This window comes from Chryseobacterium culicis, assembly GCF_900108365.1.
In the GTDB taxonomy this organism is placed as follows: Bacteria; Bacteroidota; Bacteroidia; order Flavobacteriales; family Weeksellaceae; genus Chryseobacterium; species Chryseobacterium culicis.
On record NZ_FNWQ01000001.1, the window covers coordinates 761,348 to 780,823 of the forward strand.

The 19,476-nt window shown below is 36.7% G+C and carries 19 protein-coding genes; 13 read left to right on the forward strand and 6 right to left on the reverse strand.

The window, feature by feature from the left end:
* Positions 1-9 precede the first annotated feature (9 nt).
* From BLW74_RS03400 to BLW74_RS03435, 8 genes are all read left to right on the forward strand, one after another.
* The gene (locus BLW74_RS03400; RefSeq protein WP_139265688.1) at positions 10-498 is read left to right on the forward strand and encodes a hypothetical protein; all 489 of its coding nucleotides are present in this window, start codon (positions 10-12) and stop codon (positions 496-498) included.
* A gap of 300 nt (positions 499-798) precedes the next feature.
* Positions 799-2,697, forward strand: a complete 1,899-nt coding sequence (dnaK, locus tag BLW74_RS03405; RefSeq protein ID WP_089690037.1) for a molecular chaperone DnaK — start codon at positions 799-801, stop codon at positions 2,695-2,697.
* Positions 2,698-2,960: 263 nt separating this feature from the next.
* Entirely contained in the window at positions 2,961-3,293 is a 333-nt protein-coding gene (locus BLW74_RS03410; protein WP_089690038.1) for a hypothetical protein, read from the forward strand.
* 400 nt (positions 3,294-3,693) lie between these two features.
* Positions 3,694-6,414, forward strand: coding sequence for a TonB-dependent receptor plug domain-containing protein (locus BLW74_RS03415; RefSeq protein WP_228424748.1), 2,721 nt, complete (start codon positions 3,694-3,696; stop codon positions 6,412-6,414).
* A gap of 24 nt (positions 6,415-6,438) precedes the next feature.
* Entirely contained in the window at positions 6,439-7,788 is a 1,350-nt protein-coding gene (locus BLW74_RS03420) for a DUF4876 domain-containing protein (protein ID WP_089690039.1), read from the forward strand.
* Entirely contained in the window at positions 7,778-9,370 is a 1,593-nt protein-coding gene (locus BLW74_RS03425) for a DUF6850 family outer membrane beta-barrel protein (protein ID WP_089690040.1), read from the forward strand. Before BLW74_RS03420 ends, BLW74_RS03425 begins: the two co-directional genes overlap by 11 nt.
* Positions 9,371-9,374: 4 nt before the next feature.
* Complete coding sequence (locus BLW74_RS03430) at positions 9,375-10,520, forward strand: cytochrome-c peroxidase (protein WP_089690656.1); 1,146 nt, start codon at positions 9,375-9,377, stop codon at positions 10,518-10,520.
* A 295-nt stretch (positions 10,521-10,815) separates the two neighbouring features.
* Positions 10,816-11,925, forward strand: coding sequence for a heparan-alpha-glucosaminide N-acetyltransferase domain-containing protein (locus BLW74_RS03435; RefSeq protein WP_089690041.1), 1,110 nt, complete (start codon positions 10,816-10,818; stop codon positions 11,923-11,925).
* Positions 11,926-11,969: 44 nt separating this feature from the next.
* Here the strand turns inward: BLW74_RS03435 and BLW74_RS03440 are convergent, their stop codons facing one another.
* Complete coding sequence (locus BLW74_RS03440; RefSeq protein WP_139265689.1) at positions 11,970-12,551, reverse strand: hypothetical protein; 582 nt, start codon at positions 12,549-12,551, stop codon at positions 11,970-11,972.
* Between the two features lie 83 nt (positions 12,552-12,634).
* Here BLW74_RS03440 and BLW74_RS03445 point away from each other — a divergent pair, with 83 nt between their 5' ends.
* Positions 12,635-13,147 carry a thioredoxin family protein gene (locus BLW74_RS03445; RefSeq protein ID WP_089690043.1) on the forward strand — a complete coding sequence of 171 codons (513 nt, stop codon included), beginning with the start codon at positions 12,635-12,637 and terminating at the stop codon, positions 13,145-13,147.
* Between the two features lie 65 nt (positions 13,148-13,212).
* Here the strand turns inward: BLW74_RS03445 and BLW74_RS03450 are convergent, their stop codons facing one another.
* From BLW74_RS03450 to BLW74_RS22305, 5 genes are all read right to left on the reverse strand, one after another.
* Positions 13,213-13,815, reverse strand: coding sequence for a hypothetical protein (locus tag BLW74_RS03450; protein WP_089690044.1), 603 nt, complete (start codon positions 13,813-13,815; stop codon positions 13,213-13,215).
* 135 nt (positions 13,816-13,950) lie between these two features.
* Complete coding sequence (locus BLW74_RS03455) at positions 13,951-14,346, reverse strand: DUF7674 family protein (protein WP_089690045.1); 396 nt, start codon at positions 14,344-14,346, stop codon at positions 13,951-13,953.
* A 51-nt stretch (positions 14,347-14,397) separates the two neighbouring features.
* Complete coding sequence (locus BLW74_RS22775; RefSeq protein ID WP_262487310.1) at positions 14,398-14,529, reverse strand: hypothetical protein; 132 nt, start codon at positions 14,527-14,529, stop codon at positions 14,398-14,400.
* Positions 14,530-14,611: 82 nt separating this feature from the next.
* Entirely contained in the window at positions 14,612-14,968 is a 357-nt protein-coding gene (locus tag BLW74_RS03460; protein ID WP_089690046.1) for a DUF7674 family protein, read from the reverse strand.
* 11 nt (positions 14,969-14,979) lie between these two features.
* Positions 14,980-15,144, reverse strand: coding sequence for a hypothetical protein (locus tag BLW74_RS22305; RefSeq protein WP_167358368.1), 165 nt, complete (start codon positions 15,142-15,144; stop codon positions 14,980-14,982).
* Between the two features lie 338 nt (positions 15,145-15,482).
* Between BLW74_RS22305 and BLW74_RS03465 the strand changes: the two genes are divergently transcribed.
* The 4 genes from BLW74_RS03465 to BLW74_RS03480 all read left to right on the forward strand — a co-directional run bounded on the left by BLW74_RS03465 (position 15,483) and on the right by BLW74_RS03480 (position 19,447).
* Positions 15,483-16,496 (forward strand): nucleoid-associated protein, encoded by a 1,014-nt coding sequence (locus BLW74_RS03465; protein ID WP_089690047.1) that lies wholly within the window; start codon positions 15,483-15,485, stop codon positions 16,494-16,496.
* 60 nt (positions 16,497-16,556) lie between these two features.
* Positions 16,557-17,519, forward strand: a complete 963-nt coding sequence (locus BLW74_RS03470; protein WP_089690048.1) for a hypothetical protein — start codon at positions 16,557-16,559, stop codon at positions 17,517-17,519.
* 201 nt (positions 17,520-17,720) lie between these two features.
* A complete protein-coding gene (locus BLW74_RS03475; RefSeq protein WP_228424750.1) occupies positions 17,721-18,590 on the forward strand; it encodes a GLPGLI family protein in 870 nt (289 codons plus the stop codon).
* A gap of 83 nt (positions 18,591-18,673) precedes the next feature.
* Complete coding sequence (locus tag BLW74_RS03480) at positions 18,674-19,447, forward strand: cyclase family protein (RefSeq protein ID WP_089690049.1); 774 nt, start codon at positions 18,674-18,676, stop codon at positions 19,445-19,447.
* Positions 19,448-19,476: the final 29 nt, after the last annotated feature.

Consider the following 19,476-nt stretch of genomic DNA (forward strand, 5'->3'; position numbering starts at 1 on the left):
CTAATCTTCATGTCTTTTTTTTCTATGTTCTCATGTCAGTCGGCAGAGCTCAAGCATGTCAGAAATAAACTTTTAAAAAAGACACAGGGTTTTGAAACTGCGAATTTTCCACTTTTGTATTTTGACAGACTCTATATCCTGGAAGGAACCTATATTACAAAAGGAAAATTCAATATTGTTCCACCTAAACTGGAAATGCATAGAGGATCGGATCAAAAGAAGTATGAAGACTATATCATTTTCAACAGCAATGGTACGGTTGAAAAACTCTATGCTGAAAATGAAAAAGCAGCAAAGCAATTGCTGGGTAAGGATACTTCAGGTCCTAATGCCATAGTATATAGGAAAGGGGACAGGTTTTTTATGGATGCTGTTCAAGCATTCAAGATGGGAGGCGGATATGGAATTGACAGACAGGAAATAAAATTTGAAAACAATAAACTGTTTATCCAGGATGGAGCCAATTGTTCCGTTTACTTACCTGTTGAAAAGCCATAATTAAAATTTCAATTTCATTTTATTATAAAAAGGGGAAAAGGCATCTTTTCCCCTTTTTCATAGTATTGTCGTATCAAATTTAATCACAATGTGACAAATTGTACAAAACCCTATTGTATTCCACATTTAATAAATTTATTTTCAATGATGTCTCAAGATACTTTATCATCACAATTAAGCAAAAGCATAATCGTCGGATAATTTTGTTCTGTGTCATTTTGTCATAATTTTTCAAATGGTACAGATATTGAGAAATTGAGAGTGTAAATTAAATTAAAAATAGAAAAAATATAAAATATTATGAGTAAAATAATTGGAATTGACTTAGGAACAACCAACTCTTGTGTTGCTGTAATGGAGGGTAAAGACCCTGTTGTTATTCCTAACGCAGAAGGTAAAAGAACTACTCCTTCTATCGTAGCTTTTACGGAAGACGGAGAGAGAAAAGTAGGTGATCCTGCAAAAAGACAGGCTGTAACGAATCCAACCAAAACTGTTTACTCTATCAAAAGATTTATTGGAACGCACTTTAAAGATGATGCTTCTGAAATCACAAGAGTACCTTATAAAGTAGTTGCCGGACCAAACGATACCGTAAAAGTAAAAATCGACGATAGAGAATATACACCACAGGAAATTTCTGCAATGACGCTTCAGAAAATGAAGAAAACTGCTGAAGATTATCTTGGTCAGGAAGTAACAAGAGCGGTAATTACTGTTCCTGCCTACTTCAACGATGCACAGAGACAGGCTACTAAGGAAGCTGGTGAAATTGCAGGTCTTAAAGTAGAAAGAATTATCAACGAGCCTACGGCTGCAGCGTTAGCTTACGGTCTTGACAAAAACCATAAAGATCAGAAGATCGCAGTATATGACCTTGGAGGTGGTACTTTCGATATCTCTATCCTTGATTTGGGAGACGGTGTATTCGAAGTATTGTCTACAAACGGTGATACACACTTAGGAGGTGATGACTTTGATGATGTAATCATCAACTGGATGGCTGACGAGTTCAAAGCTGAAGAAGGTGTAGATTTAAAATCAGATGCCATTGCACTTCAGAGATTAAAAGAAGCAGCTGAAAAAGCAAAAATTGAATTATCTTCTTCTCCTCAGACAGAGATCAACTTACCTTATATCACAGCTACAGCTACAGGTCCTAAACACTTAGTGAAGACCTTAACAAAAGCTAAATTCGAGCAATTATCTGCTGATCTTGTAAGAAGATCTATGGAGCCTGTTGCCAAAGCATTAAAAGATGCTGGTTTATCAACTTCTGATATTGACGAAGTAATCTTGGTAGGTGGTTCTACAAGAATCCCGATCATCCAGGAAGAAGTAGAAAAATTCTTCGGTAAAAAACCATCTAAAGGAGTAAACCCGGATGAGGTGGTAGCAATTGGTGCCGCTATCCAGGGAGGTGTATTGACAGGTGATGTAAAAGACGTATTATTACTTGACGTTACTCCGCTTTCTTTAGGAATCGAAACAATGGGGTCTGTATTCACAAAATTAATTGAAGCGAATACTACCATCCCAACTAAAAAATCTGAAGTATTCTCTACAGCTTCTGACAATCAGCCGGCTGTAAGCATCAGAGTAGGACAGGGGGAAAGACCAATGTTCAACGATAACAAGGAAATCGGTAGATTTGATCTTCAGGATATCCCGCCAGCACCAAGAGGAGTTCCTCAAATTGAAGTAACATTCGATATTGATGCAAACGGTATCCTAAGTGTATCTGCTAAAGATAAAGGAACTGGTAAAGAGCAGTCTATCAAAATTCAGGCGTCTTCAGGTCTTTCTGACGAAGAAATCGAAAGAATGAAGAAAGAAGCTCAGGAAAACTCTGCAGCAGATGCGAAGAGAAAAGAAGAAGTTGAAATCTTCAACAAAGCTGACGGATTGATCTTCCAGACTGAAAAGCAATTGAAAGAATTCGGTGAGAAACTTTCTGCTGACAAAAAAGCAGCAATCGAAGCAGCTCATGCAGAATTAAAAACAGCTTTCGAAGCTAAAAATGCTGATGACGTAAAAGCTAAAACTGAAGCGTTAGATGCAGCATGGATGGCAGCTTCTGAAGAATTATATGCCGCTGGCCAGCAGCCAGGTGCTGATGCAGGTGCAGGTGCTCAGAATCCAGGTGGAAACACCGGAGCTGAAGATGTACAGGATGCAGACTTCGAAGAAGTGAAATAAGTATTGATTACGATCAGTTAAATATAAAAAACACAGCAGACATTGTTTGCTGTGTTTTTTTTATTTCTGATCTTTTTGTATTACAAAATTCAGCATTGAATTATATCTGTATTTACAATTTTAAGAAATATTTTTTTTGAGTTGAAAAATTTTATATTGTGTTGGAAAGGAAGGAAGGAACTGGATGCATTAATTTTTGGGGTGACAAAGATTTGGCTTGTTTTATGCTATATTCACCAAGTTAATTTTAAAAAAATGACAATATGAAAAAGAAATTATTCACATTATTAGCTTTTGGATTATTTGCAATTGCTATTAATGCTCAGGAAACTGTAAAACAGGAAGCAAAAAATGTAGGCAATGCCATTCAGAAAGGGGCAAAAGCCACAGGAAAAGGAGTAAAAAACGGTGCAGAATGGGTTGGAGATAAAACCCGAAAAGGAGCAAAAGCTACAGAAAAAGGAATTAAAAACAGCACAAAATGGGTTGGAAAAACGGCTGCCAAAGGTGCAAAAAGCGTTAAGAATGTTGCTGTGAAAGGAGCAGATGCAGTTTCAGACGGTTATAAAGATGTAAAAGCAGATTTAAAGAAATAATTTTCTGAAAATAAAAAAAGAAACGACTCTAACAGGAGTCGTTTTTTTATCTAAAAGGGTCTGACAATATTATCAGCTTGATTTTCTGACCAGGAAATATATGCCGGAAATATTACAGTCTTTATTATTTTTTCAAATTAACAAACCACTATCAACAATGAAACATGATTTTTATGTTGTGTTGTTGAAGAATACATTTTAAAATAAAAAGGTAAGCCCATAGTGATGAAATGAGTTAGAAACCGCTGTTGATAATAATTATATTATAACCTTATTTTCTATATGGGTGATTATATGTAAAAATTATTTTATTTTAAGTTAAAATAATTCCGGCAATTTCATCAATCTATTTTTTATTTAGAATAATTATAATTAATTTTGCGGTCTAAATATTGTAAGGGTGAAAGTATCGTTATTAGTTGGTGCTGTTTTTTTAACAGCAGGCGGATTCCTGTCTGCTCAGAAAGTAGAATTCTATCATAATGGGCAACTGAAAAAAGGAGCGCTTGCTCAGGATAGCCTGAAAGAGTGCAAAGAATTTCATAGAAAAGCTAATTCTATGATTCTTAAAGGAAAATGCGAAATTGTCTTTTTCGATGCCGATAATAAAAAAGAAACCATAATCATAAAAGATGGAGAGGAGCTGCAGCTTCAGATCTTATCCCCCAAAAGTTCATTACGAGAAAAATCAGAAATCCGGATAGAAGGCGTACAGCTTACCGCAAAAAAGAAACAGTTTTCCGAAATTTCAATTCAGCAGGAAGCCCTTCAGAATCTTCAGTCTTTCTCCATCGGAGATGTCTTGCAGCAATTACCCGGACAATATGTACAGCAGTTCGACAATACCCAGTTTAAGAATATTGTCTTCAGAACAGCGAGTGGTGCCTCAGTAACGGGCTCCGGAAATATTCCCGGAGGCGATGATTTCGGAAACAGGGCATTTGGAGTACAGCTGATGGTCAACGATATTGCCTTATCCAATAATGAAAATATGCAGAGCTATGATTCTGCCAACAGCGGCCCTTTTGGAATAAGCTTCAATACAACAACGAATGGAGGAAGCTTAACACCCAGCCAGCCCAACTATGGGGTGGATTTAAGAGAAATTCCTACAGAAAATATCGAAAGCATTGAAGTGATACAAGGGGTTCCTGATGCTAAATATGGAGACTTAACATCAGGACTTATTAAAGTAACAACCATTGCCAAAGCATCACCTCTTCGTTTGGATGCTTCCCTCAGAGAGGGAACTTATCAGGTAGGGCTCACAAAAGGTTTTAAGCTTAAAAACAACAATGCGCTTAACGTTTCCGTAGATTATATGAATTCACTTTCCGACCCAAGAACCAGCCTCGTAGGATATGATAGAACGAATGTGAATGTACTTTGGTCATCAAGAAGTAAAAGCGGATTCAGTCATAAACTTTCAGCGTCATTTTCTACCAATACCAGTAAAGGAAAAAGAGATCCGGACGACCTTGACGGACTCATCATTAATGTAGACAATAAAAGCTTCTCATTAGGAAATAATATCAGCTATCATTTTAACCGGAACGGAAGTAAACCGTTTTTCAGAATGATAAGCGCAGATGTAGGGATCAGTTATTCGACACAGCTTACAGAACGCAGATATTGGCTGAATCAGGGTGCACGTCCTTATGGAAACTCAACTTCAGACGGAGTTTATTATGCTCCGTATACACCGCCAAGTTATGAGAACCAGGCATTTTCCGATGGTAAACCGCTTACAATTTTTACAGACATAAGTGTAAACGGAACTAAAAGTACTGCTTCAAAATGGGTTCACATGTACAGTGCCGGGGCCAACTTCAGATACGGGAACAATTTTGGAAAGGGACGTTATGGAACAGCAGGGCAGTTTACAACAATTACTGCTGCCGGACAGGGATCCAATGGGATGAGAGATTTTAATTACCGTGACAATGTTTTTGCGACTAAGCAGTACGCATTTTATATTCAGGATAATATTACAAAAGCATTTGCCAATAAGCATATCCTAAGAACCAATCTCGGACTTCGTTACGACCTGCAGAATTCATTTTCTACCTACTCGCCCAGGGTTAACACCTCGTATCAAATGGGTAAATTCTCTTTGAGAGGAGGTTTCGGGCTTACTTCCAAAGCACCGTCTTTAAATCAAATCTATACTGCACCAAGATATTTTGACTTCCTTCTTGGAGATTACCGTCTGCCGGGATATTACTCTGCAGCTATTATGCAGACCGTAGTTACTCCGGGTGATAATGCTAACCTGAAGCCTTCCCGAAGCTGGAAAACCGAAGTGGGAGCAGATTACAGATTTCCTTTTGCAACCGTTAACCTTACAGCGTATTATAACAGGCTATTTGACGGATTTACCACAGCGAGTGTCCACAAAATTATGGACAAAGCGAAAGTGAATGTGAACATATCAGGAACCGATGTGCCAACTTTTGAAATTGTAGGTACAGAAAAATTTAATTACCTCCAGAACCGTATTGTTAACGGATATTCGTCAGTAGATAAAGGGTTGGAACTGATGGCAAGTTTCAAAAAGATCGAAGCTTTAAATCTTGTTATTGGCTTCAATGCCAGCTATGTAGAGACTTCCGGTCATAAAGATGAAGGCCTTTATAAAATCAGCGCTCCTGCTATTGTGGATAAAGAGTATGAATATGGAATCTACAATGACTCACGAAACAAAAGTTCCATGGCCAGAGCGAGTTTCAGTTTTGATTATCACCTGGCTTCATCAGGTTTAATTATTGGTCTCAGAACGGATCATTTCCTTTCAGACAGAAGACTGAACGGAGCCAACGATATTTATCCGATAGGGTATATTACACATAGCGGAGAATCGCAGATGATTCCTGAACACGAGCGCACCAATCCGAAATATCAGGGGCTTTTCCTGAAACCTTCAGAAGAAAAATTGTCAGGACTCTATAACAAAACACTGCATAATATCCATTTAAGGGTAACCAAAGATTTCTTAAGTGGTTTCAGACTTTCCATCTATGTAAGTAATGTTTTCAACTTAAAAGCATACGACGAAAGAGGAACTTTGTACGGAAACTTTACTTCTACTTCATTCGGAGGAAATATTTCATACAGATTTTAATACAACTAAAAAAAAATAAACATCATGAAACGATTGATACTAGCATTCATAATTCCTGTACTCACAATCATAGGGTGTAACAGAGATGATGACTTTGGAAAAAATACCGAAATTAAACCCGTACCATTTACTGTAAATATTAAATATGATGCTTCAAAATACCCTTCTGCTGCAGATAAAGGAGTTGCCAATGTAACCGTTATCCTGAAAAATACGGCAACAGGGGATCAGATTAAGGGAAAAACTGATGCTAACGGTGATCTTAAATTAAATGCCGTTTTACCGGGAAACTACAGCGTTCAGGCAGAACTGCAACTGAAAAAAAGTGAATACGAGCAGCAGATTGGACAGGAAACCAGCTATGAAATTGTACACTTCGGAGGCTTTGACGAAAAGGTAACGGTTAATGCAAATACTTCTTCAAAATTAATCAGGATTACCAGTGGAAATCTTGGTGATCTTGTGATCAAACAATACTATTATGCAGGTTCAGATACAAAATTAGGTGCCAATTTCAGAGATCAGTTTATCGAAATTCATAATAATTCTGACCAGACGATATACGCTGACGGTTTATATCTGGTTTTTCTCGAAGGAAATACCAATAATAATCCGACTACTTATACCTTATCTAACGGGCAGTACGACTGGAGCAAAACAGCTGGTGGCGGATCTGCTGCCAATACAGATTATGTTTACTCCAATATCTTCATTAAAATACCCGGAAGCGGCAGCCAATATCCGATTTTACCGGGGAAAAGTATTGTCATTGCTCAGACAGCCATTAATCATAAAATGCCTTTTGATGATATTAACGGGAATGGAGTCGCCATTCAGGATCCGGACAGAACAGTAGACCTGAGCCATGCAGACTTTGAAACCTATATGGGAGATTACAATACAAGTATTGGTAAGAAACCTTTTGCATGGGACATCCAGAATATTATGGTGCCGGATATGCTGGTTTCGTACTGGAGTATTGCATCCAATGATCTGATACTTAATGTAAACTCCATGCTGGGCCTGGGAATTCTGAGGGCAACAGATGCAGAAGTGGCAGCATGGAAAAAAGTTGCCGCTCCCAAAGCGCCAACCGGAACTCTGTTTCTGCAAATCCCAAAAAGTTATATCATAGACGGAATTGATATTACAGACAAAGAACAAAAAGCACCAAAAGACTTTCCTGCAGATATAGATGCATCAAGAACATTCATTGTCAATGCAGCGGGACAGGCAGAAGGTACTTTTACAGGACTTTCTGTCATCCGTAAAACAAAAGAAATGATCAATGGGCGTGTGGTATTGCAGGATACGAATAATTCGGCCAATGATTTTGTAACGATTAAAGCAAACCCTCGAGGATATGCGCAATAATAAAAATAAAACAATTCAAGTTTTTAGGTACGGTCTGCTGGGATTAGCTGCATTAAGCAGTCAGTTCCTTCATGCCCAGGCTACTCAGCTGGACAGCATTAATGTGAGCTCTGTGGAAAAGAATATCAGAATTAATGATCCGTACATTTCATTTTTTCAGCCTTTGGATTTTTCCCGGACAACTTTTCAGTATTCTTCAACAAAACAAAACTTTAAACGGGTGCAAACCGCTGAAGAGCTTGGAAGCTTTACTTTTCAGTCTGAAGGAGTATATAAACTCAATAATAAGATTGCTTTATCCGGAAGACTTAAAGCAGATAAAACGACAGAAGAAAATGTTCCCTATATTTTAAGTGATGAGAGAACTGCCCATTCTTCTTTTATCTATAACCCTTCTTATTACTGGGTTCCGCGTACGGCAAGATGGCAGAAGCAAAGCTATCTTATTAACGGGCAATTTGCCTATAATCCTGTAAAACCTGTAATTCTGCAGGTGGGAGGAGAGGGGATTTATGCCAAATCTTACCGGCAGAACGCAGATCCAAGACCCAAAGTTGACGATTATCAATACAAAGCTTTTGCAAAATTAGGATGGAAGTGGAAACAGCATGCAGTTTTTGGAAAACTGAGCTACGTTCATCATTACAAAGGAAATGATATCATGTTTGTGAATATGAAAGGAAATGTACCTGCCAATGACAGCATTTATATCCGCTATAATGAAGGCTATGGTAATCAGTACATCGGAATAACCCAGTACAAAACCTCTGAATATAAAATGGGAGGATATATCTGGGGTGCAGAGTATGCCTATAACACTGCAAACACTCACTTTTCTGCAGGGTATGATTACAAAAATCTTATTGAACGCTTCTACAGGATTTTTGAATACCAGGATGCAAATTTCAACTGGCAGAAGGACTATACAAAATATTCCGGGCTGAAAACAGATCTCCATAGCTTCTACCTCAATTTTTTAGGAAATTATAAGGGAAAGAAATGGGCTTCCATGGTAAGTTACCAGGATCAGGCAGATACGAATTATAATTACCCTTTGGAGTATACCTCATACCGTCTGGAGCAGAAGAATCTCTTCTGGCAGAACAGTTTAGTTTGGTTCAACCGTAAAAATGAAGCTTTTAAAATTCTTTTTGATGCAGCCTATGGAAAAAACCGTGTAAGGGATTTATCTGTAGTAATGGATAGAAAACTGGCGTTCTTCCATTACCTTCTCGGAGCAGAAAAAGAATTTGTTGTAAAGCCTTCACACAAGCTGGCCGTAGGTCTTTCGCAGAATCTTTACGTACCTTTGGAAAAAGAATTCAATTATCAGCCTTATCAGAGTACAAAAGAGAATATCTTTGCAACGAAGATCGCTCAGCCGGACTTTGCCTATGATGCAACGCCTAAAATAGGCCTTAGATGTAACGTAAGTTATATTTTTGATCAGAATAAAATCAGGTATGAGCTGTTTGGAAATTTTTCTCAGACCTGGCTGATGAACAGTACGTATAAAAATCAGGCAGAATACAATGGCAGAGCAAATCATGTGGTTTTAGCAGGATTAAATGTTTATTATTAAAGTAATGAAAGACAGATATATTGCTTTTCTGGCTATGGCCGGAATAATATGTTTACTAAGTTATACTTCTGATAACAATCCTACGGGATATACCGTAGAAGAGCTTCGTACATTATACAGCAGCGGAGACCAAAGCAAATGGCCGGCTCCTCATTTATTTGATGAAGCTAAAGAAGGGTTTCAGGATATCGGACCTTTATCTAAAATGAGTTTTCCTGAAGACAATCCGTATTCCGAAGATAAAATGGAACTGGGGAAAATGCTGTTCTTTGATCCGAGATTATCAAAAAGCGGACAAATTTCCTGTGCCAACTGCCACAACCCCGAAATAGGATGGTCAGACGGAAGCCGGGTTTCATTTGGACACGACAGGCAGACGGGAACGAGAAACGCACCTACTCTTGTGAATATCGGGTATGCTAAAACATTCTTCTGGGACGGCCGCTCCGCAACTTTGGAAGAGCAGGTGAAAGCCCCTATTGAAAATCCGGTAGAAATGAATCTTCATATGTCAATGGCGACCAAAAATATCAGAAAAATTAAAGGCTACAGGTCTCTTTTTGTAAAAGCTTTTGGAAATGGCGAAGTAACCGAGGAGAGAATTGCAAAGGCTATTGCCACTTTTGAACGTTCTCTGATCAGCCCGCCATCCCGGTTTGATAAATTCGTTACCGGAAAGAAAGATGCTTTAACAGATTCTGAAATCAACGGACTTCATTTATTCCGGACAAAAGCTAATTGTATTAATTGCCATAATACGCCTTATTTTTCTGATCAGAAGTTTCACAATCTTGGACTAACTTATTATGGAAAAAAATATGAAGATCTGGGAAGGTATATCGTGACGAAGAAAAATGAAGATGTGGGAAAATTTAAGACTCCTACATTAAGAGAAGTTTCGGAGAACAAACCTTATATGCACAATGGCCTTTTTCCTGAGCTGGCAAACATTGTCATGATGTACAACGCCGGAATGGGGAGGGAAACTCCCAAAGCAGATCAGATGAATGATCCCAAATTTCCACAAAAATCAGGAATGGTAGAAAAACTGAATCTTACAGATGATGAAGTTTTCGATATTGTGGCATTTTTAAAAACCCTGAACAGTTACAAGTATAAAATGCGTCCGCCGGAATTGCCGAAATCATAATCATATAGTAAAACTCTTCCCATCGGAAGAGTTTTTTTGTAAAGAATTAGTTGTATTCTCTGTTCAATTCCCCACCGGTTTGTAGGTTCATCGCTGTAACTCTTTCATAAGAATTGGGCATTACTGCTAAATTAAACAGGTAAGGATTACTGTTTTATGAAAAGTGAAGAATGAATGATGAGGAGTGGTTTTAATTTGTATATTTGATTTTTATTTAGAATAAATAAAAATATTAATCAATAAATAATTATGAAAACAATTTTATCCATCTAATCTACATTTTCACTAAAAAACTATGGAACAACAGAACAAAAGAATCCTCACCCTGGATCTGATAAAAGGTATAAGCGTCATTGGAATGATCATTATCCATACCTTATTGGTGTATGCCAATGTAAAATCACAATATGAAACGGTCATTGGCAGTTTTATTGTTTTTCTCGGAAGAGGAACTTCCATTTTCCTGATCTGTATGGGAATTACTTTCATGACTTCAAGCCATCAAAGTCTTAAAAGTGCTCTAAAGCGAGGCGTTTTACTTGTGTTTGCAGGTCTTTTCATGAATTTCATGAAATTTATGATCCCTGTGATTTTTAATTTTGCTCCCGATAATTTTATGCAAAAATACGGCTGGCATGCTCCAATTGAGCAGCAGTATGTATATCTGGTACAGCTTGGGGATATTTTACAGCTGGCAGGGATGTCTTTACTGTTCGTAGGGTTTATCAGAGAGTATGTGAAAAATAAATATGTCATGCTGGCTATAGGTTTGTTCGTTGCTCTGATCTCAAGAGAAGTCAGCGGACTCCATCTGGATTATCCTGTCATCAATTATATTCTGGATCTTCTTTTTAATACTGATTATCCTGCGTATGTCTATTTCCCTGTTTTCCCATGGATGGCATTTATTATTATCGGAATGTTCTTCGGGAAATGGTTTCAGGAACTGAACTACGATACCCGGCAGATATTCAGAAAGATGCTGTATGCAGGAATTTTGTTCATTGCGATAGGGGCACCGCTGGTTTTTCTGTATGGTGATTATCATTACAACGGCTTTTACCATATGGGGCCAGGAGGTGTTATCTATTTTGCAGGCTGGACCTTGCTGTTTTTATGGCTGATCAATACCATTACAGACCATGTGAAAGAAAATGGCTTCATGCGTGTTCTGAAATACTGCAGTAAAAATTTAACTTCAATGTATATGATCCAATGGATACTGATCTCATGGGGAAAAGGAATTTTCGGATATAGACAGCATGAAATAGGTTATGTATCAGTACTCATTGTACTCTATATCATCCTCACTTTTTCAGTGCAGACTCTTGTAGATCTTATAAGAAAGAAAAAAACGTTACTTGATTTCCGACCCATGTCACCAGATAAAACAGCTCTGAAGTAATCCCGGTTCAATTGATTGCATGATGACAAATCACAGTAACAGGTTTACTGTGGTTTTTGCTTTTTCTTATTTATTTCTTCTATTTGCTTTTTTACCGAATTGACATCTTCTTCAGAAAGTTGATCATAGCCTTCTTCCTTAATCTGTGCTAATTGCGTTTTTACTATTTCATCCTGCTTGTCCTCATTTTTCATCAACTGATCCCGTAGTGAAATATAGAATGGGGCAGCGTACACTTCATCTTCCAAAAACTCAGAGATATTTTTGTTTTTTCCAACGCAGCCTAAAGTATATTTCATCACTAAAGGATGAGAGGAATAGAATGTATAGACCTCTAAAAATCTTTTATCTTTCCTTTTAAACAGCTCTTTCCCTGAATATAATTTTAATGCGTTGCTTCCATTCATGGCAAAATAATAAAGTTCATCATTGGTCGCTATTCTGGCAACTTTTTTAAACTGATTATAGAGTTGGCTTTCTTCGCCGCCCGCTCCGGTATGAGATGACTCAGCGTAAGAGATATTGTCCAGAGGTTTCGCTGTTTTTTTAACGGCACCGGAAACCTGAGCATTCAACTTTATAATGCTAAACGTGAACAGCAAACAATAAAAAAGAGTAAGTCTCATAATTTATATTAAATTTTAAAGTTAAATAAAATAACTAATGAGTAAATACTTAAATTCGTGTAGACTTAAAATAAAAATTCAAAATGAAATACCCTAAAATTTTTGTCATTGTTACCCTTCTGCTGTTTCAATTGGGAGCAGCTCAGGAAAAAGCAGATATTGTATTGAATAAAGCTTTAACGGAAGCTAAAGCAGGTAAGAAAAATGTTTTATTGGTGTTCCATGCCTCATGGTGCAAATGGTGTAAGATGATGGAGAAAAATATGGATCTTCCCGAAACTAAACTCATTTTTGATAAAAGATTTGTTACAGCATATATAGATGTTCAGGAAAGAGGTGATAAAAAAAGCCTTGAAAACCCGGGCGGACAAGAGCTGATGAATAAATATAAAGGCGAAAATGCCGGACTTCCGTTCTGGCTGATTGTAAGCCCGAAAGGAGATGTATTGGCAGATTCTTTTGATGCGAAAGGAGAAAATCTGGGATCTCCGGCAACACCGGAAGAAGTTACCACTTTCATTGCCAAGCTGGGAAAAGCCTCAAAACTAACTAATGAAGAGGCACAGACCATCGAAAAGGTATTTGTAAAGAAATAAGAAGAAAAAAATAGAAAATCCCTCCAATAAATGTATTGGAGGGATTTTTTTTTATAATCTGTTGATTACTGCTTTTTATAGTAATATTCAATATTCGTCCATAAAACCTGATCTCCTGATTTTATCATTTGAGAAGGATTGGTAAAAATATTTCCAAAAACATTTTCATATTGGGTAGTCCCAAAATGTGCACTTTTAGTGATCAGAAGGCCTTCTTCATCTGCTCTGGGTACTCTTTTTATATATCTGTACGTTCTTTTTAACGTAAAGGATGAAGTGCTTTTATCGAAATTACCAATGTAAGACGGTGTATTCATAGCCTTTTCCTTGATGAGTACAGAGTCATTGACGATCGTGAAACTATAAGTGAAATCTGTAGATGAATTTTCAGAAATTAATCTGATGGTTTTGCTGGTAAGATCAAGGCTTATCTTTTCCCAGGCAGGTTGCCGGTACTCTTTCCAGTAATCGTTGAGATAAGACTCCTCCGGTGTAGACTTTTCCCCATTGGATCCCTTGTACAGCACCGTATTTTTTACACTGTAGCTTTTGAATTCAAACAGATACATTTCTTTATCAATAGGTCTCGGATCATCATGGGTATTGTCATTATTTTCACATGAGATGATTGACAATGCCGTCATCAGGGCATAAAAGGGATATTTCATGGGTACATTTTTACAAAAATAGGGCTTTCACAGGTATTAATGAAACAAAACAGAAAGGAAATCAGAGTTAACTGACTAAAAAAGAAAAAGGCGAGAGAACAAATTTATTTTTGCCTTTCGCCTTTTTACCTTAATTTATTTTCCAAAATACATCTGATCCTGCTTCTGCTGCTCATTATAAATGATCTGGAAGCTTACCGGCATGTATTGATAAAGGAGTTTCCAATGTTGGATTTTTGCATGCTTTTTAAAGCTTTCAAAAGACCGTACAAACATGTTTTCAATCATGTCTCGTACATAAGAATTACCATTCCTGTAAAGCCAGTCCATCAGTTTAATATGATGGGCGATAATACTGATCTTAGATTCCTGTAAAAGGTTTTTTAAGTAATTTACGGTGGCCTGCATGATTCCGGCAAAATTGTCCTGAACAGACAGCTGGATAATTTCATTGCGAAGTGGCGGATAGAAAAATTTTAAGTACTCAACAGCTAATTTTTGATTAATAGTTTGCATTTGTTCTTTCATCATAATTAATAATTTTTCAAACACTTTTAGATGCAGCGAAATGTATACCAAAATTTATAAACAGGCCGCAAAAATAAATACCCCTAAGATCACAGCAATGTGAGTGAGCAATATCTCTGCATTGTGTCTGTTAGTCGTGGTTTTCCACGTTTTCCAGTCGGAAATTCTTCTTATTTTGTTTTTCATAATCTATTGATTGTGAGTTATTTTAATTTTTGTTTAATCTAAACACTTTGTAATGAAACGGCTTAATAATGTAATAAAACCGTTATATACCATGGCTGTAAATCTGTCTTGAATGCACTTTCTGCAGATTGGCAGAAATATGGTTGAAAATCACTTTTCTGTATTCCTCACTGCAGAAAGCGGTACAGTTGTCCAGAGAATAGATAAAAGTAGTCTCAATAGCATTCTTTAATACTGTATCTCCGTCAGTGTATATTTTGTCCATTTTCTGTAAACTTCTGAACAGCAGGTTTCTGTCATTCTGACGGATCATATTTTTAATACGTTCCGTAAAAGTGCGGATGATGCTGTATGAGTTCTGAATTTTAATGTCTTTTACTTCGTTTTCAAAATCGGGAACCACATCTGTGATTTCCTTTACTGCTTGCAGATAATTCATAAGAGTATATTTTAATGGTGATTGTATTCCAGCACTTTGATGAAAGCACCAAAGATGAAAATAGTCAGAAAAGCCAAAAAGAGCAGGTGATAGGGCTTGAGCCACTTTGGAGTCTCGGGTCCTTTGCTTTTTAACCTTCTGAGCTTGTCTATTCTGTTCAAAGTCTTTAAGTCCATTTTCTATGTTTTCAAATGATGATGCCAAAGGTATTCCGCTGGAATTTATTTTTACTTAAAATATTGATAATGAATTTTTTGTAGGTTTTTTGTCTGGTTTTTATCATAAAAAAACATGTCAAAATGATAAGGTTTTTATCAAATTGAAAATGAAAGAGAAAAACTTGTGCTATCTTTCATTACAAATGAATGACCGAGAATTCCCATCCTTTGGAGGGGTGTTGAGAATTGAAAGAATTTTGACGGGGTGGTCAAAAGAGAGTAGTACAAAATGACATTTTTTAAGTTTCGCAGAAAGGATAAGAATGAATATCTTTGCAGTCCAAATATTCAGAAAAATGTTTTCAAAAATAATAGTACACAGAGTCGGAAATAAGATCAACGGGGATTCCCTGACGATTTCACAGGAAGAATTGAAGCTGGAAGAAGGAATGGCAGAAATGCTTGAAGATTACTTTTTAGGTTCTTTTAAATCAGAAGAAACGTTCCACTTTTACAGTGATACGTATCTGGTGAATAATCCGGTGTACAGTGCGGTATCAGAAATTTTCGATGATAAAGACAAGTTCATCTGGGAATCTGAAAATATTGCAAAACACCTTTATGAAGCAGCAGAAAATCCGAGAGTTCAGAGCGGAGAGCTTTTCATTGTACTCTTTGAAGATGAAAGTGACCGTCCGGACAAAGTGGATAAAATAGGGATTTTCAAAACAGAGAAGAGAGAATCTTTCCTGAAAATAAATCCTTCCGAAGAAACATTTGATATTGAAAAAGACCAGGGAATCGGTTTGTCTAAAATTGATAAGGCGGCTTTGATCTACAACAACAATAAAGAAACAGGATATGTACTTTCTGTAGTTGATAATAACAAAAACGGGGATATGTATTACTGGTTTGAAGATTTCCTGAAAGTAAAACAACGTGATGACGAATATTTCCACACGCAGGAAGCGTTGATGGTGTATAAAGATTATATCACCAAACAGCTTCCTCAGGAATTTGAAGTTTCCAAGGCAGACCAGGCAGATTTCCTGAATAAGTCTATCAATTTCTTCAAGGAAAAAGAAGAATTCAAGCTGGATGAATTTGCCAGTGAAGTGCTGGGTGATGAGCATGTAATTGAAAGTTTCGTCAATTTTAAAACAGATTACGAGCAGGATATGCAGGTGAATATCGCGGAAGAATTCCCGATCAGTGAAGCGGCGGTAAAAAAGACCCAGAGACATTTTAAGAGCATCATTAAGCTGGATAAAAATTTCCATATCTACATCCACGGAGACCGTCAGAAAATTGAAATGGGCGAGGATGATAAAGGAAAATACTACAGACTTTATTTCGAAAAAGAGGTGTAAAAAAGAAATCTCCGTTCCATAATAATATCATAACTTTATTGCTGATACAAAATAGAAGCTATGAAATTTCTGATTATTTTCTGGGGAGCTTTTTTCATTTTTTTCTGCGCTCCTTTTCCAATCTTATTGTATATGCTGAATGAGGAGCTGGCAGCAGAACCGAGAAATTCATTAGCGGTGAGCTATGGGTATCTCGGTTTTTCTTTGTTGATATGGGGGTATGTGATTATTTTCTTTATCAATAAACTTTTCATTAAAGCTTTTAAAGAGAAGAATACTATTCAGTCCATTTTACAGAACGGAGTTCCAAGAGACGCCCGAATTATTGATTATAAACTTCTCAAATACATTCCCCAAAAAAACATGAATCTCATTGAGGTCAGACTTTCTTTTCCTAACCGCAGCAATACCGTGATAGAACATAAAATGATGTTTCATGATGCTAAACCACACGAAAAAAGATTTGAGGTGGGAAACACCGTAAAAGTATTGCTGAATCCTAAGGTATCACAGGAACCTTTCTTTATTTTAAGTGATCAGAAAGTAGGATTCAATACATCAGGAATGTTCTTAAGGATCGTATTTCTTGTATTATTGATTGCTTATGTTATTGGCTTATACTCTTATTTCTATTGGCGAGAATCTTTTGATTTCGGCTGGAGGTTTCTGACATTCATGCACCCGATTATTTTCAGCGGTGTTATGTCGATTATGTATGTATTGGTTTTTCAGCTGATTTTCGGAAGGTTTTTTAAAAATACAAAAGAGGAACGCATCCTTTTTTCGGGAAGAAGTGCAGAAGCTGACATCATCAGCGTAAGTGAGACGGGGCTCACCGTGAACGATCAGCCTCAAATTATGTTTCAGCTGAGTTTTAAAGATTTTAGAGGAACCGAACATATTACCGTATATAAGAAAATAGTCAGCCGTCTGAATCTGTCTTCCGTCCCTAAAAAAGGAACCGTAGAAATCATGTATGATGAAAATGATCCGAAGAAGGTTATGATTCCCAGAGGGTTTTAGAAAGTAAAAGGCGAAAAAGTAAAAAGGTAAAAACCCTGAATCTGATAATAATACATCAGAATAACTACCTGTTTTAGAATTTAGAGGTAAAAGTCCATGTTTAACATTGACTATTTAACATATAAAAAAAATATTCAGATGAATTTTTTTAATAAATACATTTTTGTTTAAGTAACAGGGGTAAAATCAATTTAGTTTATAATGAAAATATCTCTTATGCATTACTATAAAAAACTAATACAAATATTCATTTTATTTTCTAGTGTTTTATTTTATACACAATCATACAAACACGATACTCTGCGTGGGGAATTCACTTATCAATTAAAAGCTAAATTCGATAATCGAACTGACAACCGATATGAAGAACTATTCATCTTACAAATAGCAAATCGACGAGCTTTTTTTGCAAGTGCTGTATCGTTGAAGGGTGATTCAGTAATGACAAATTCAGGTACAGCATCAAATAATCCTGATGGAAGTATAATTCTTGGTTGGAAAGCAGGGGTCGTGATTCCAAAAACGAGTTTCAACTTTACAATTATACAATCTAATGAAAATATACAATATTTCGATTTCGCTTTTATGTCGTTACTTACGTATAAAGAACCTGTAATAAAAAATTGGAAACTTATAGATGAAACAAAAATAATTAACACAATTAATTGTAAAAAAGCAGAAGTTACTTTTAAAGGGCGTCATTGGATAGCTTGGTATTCTCCTGAAATTCCGTTTCCTTATGGTCCGATGAAATTTAGCGGATTACCTGGATTAATTGTCAAAATAACAGATGATAAAGGAGATTATGATTTTGAACTTGTAAAATCTGTACCTACTTCTAAATTAAAAGGTAAATTAGTTAATATTAGGGAAAGTCGATATACTGGAGCTACAGAAACTACACAAGCAAAATTAAAACAAGCAAAACAGAATGTAGAATCTAATGTCGCCGGTGTACTCGCTAGTTACGGTACAACTATTATACAAGGTCAAGAAATGATAAGGCAAAGACAAAAAGAACGGGAAGAAAACAAAAAATACGAAAACCCATTAGAATTAGAAAAAGATTAGTAACAGCTAATCTTTTTTTCATTTGCTAATATCTATTCGTTTTTTTACCTTATTCATTATCTTTGTCTTCTTAGCTAAATCATATGAAAACAAAACTTGTCGATCTGACAAAACCTATCCAATACAATGCGGGAGACCCATGGTTCATGCGGGTGAAAATTAAACATAAAGCACACCGGAAATCACATTGGTTGATTAGGTTGGCATTAAGACTTCCTTCAAGGCTTTTTCCTAAAAACTGGATTGGATGGGCAGATGATACCATCAAAAATATGGGGCTTCATGCTACAACACATATTGATGCTCCCTGGCATTACGGCCCTGTAGTGGAAGGAAAGCCTGCTAAAACGATAGACCAGATTCCGCTGGAATGGTGTTTTGGAGACGGAATTGTGATCGACTGTACTCATAAAGAAGATTTTGTGGCCATTACCGTAGATGATCTTAAAAAAGATCTTGGTAAAAACGGAATTACCATCCAGGAAGGAAATATTGTTCTGATCAGAACGGATCGGGATAAAATGATGGGTACTCCGGATTTTGTAGAAAAAGGAACGGGAATGAGCAAAGAAGCTACAGAATGGCTGATAGACCAAGGGGTAAAAGTAATGGGAATTGATCAGTGGGGCTGGGATCTTCCTCTGAAATATATGGCTCAGAAAGCCAAAGAACTCAATGATCCGGAATTCTTCTGGGAAGGGCACCGTGTAGGTATTGAAAAAGAATATCTGCATATCGAACAGCTCACAAATCTACGTGCATTACCTCCGTCCGGATTTAAAATCTGTGTATTTCCACTGAAGATTGTCGGCGGTTCTGCTGCTCCGGCAAGAGTGGTAGCAATGATGGATGTTTAGAAAAAAATATCCGGAAACTAAAAATAAAA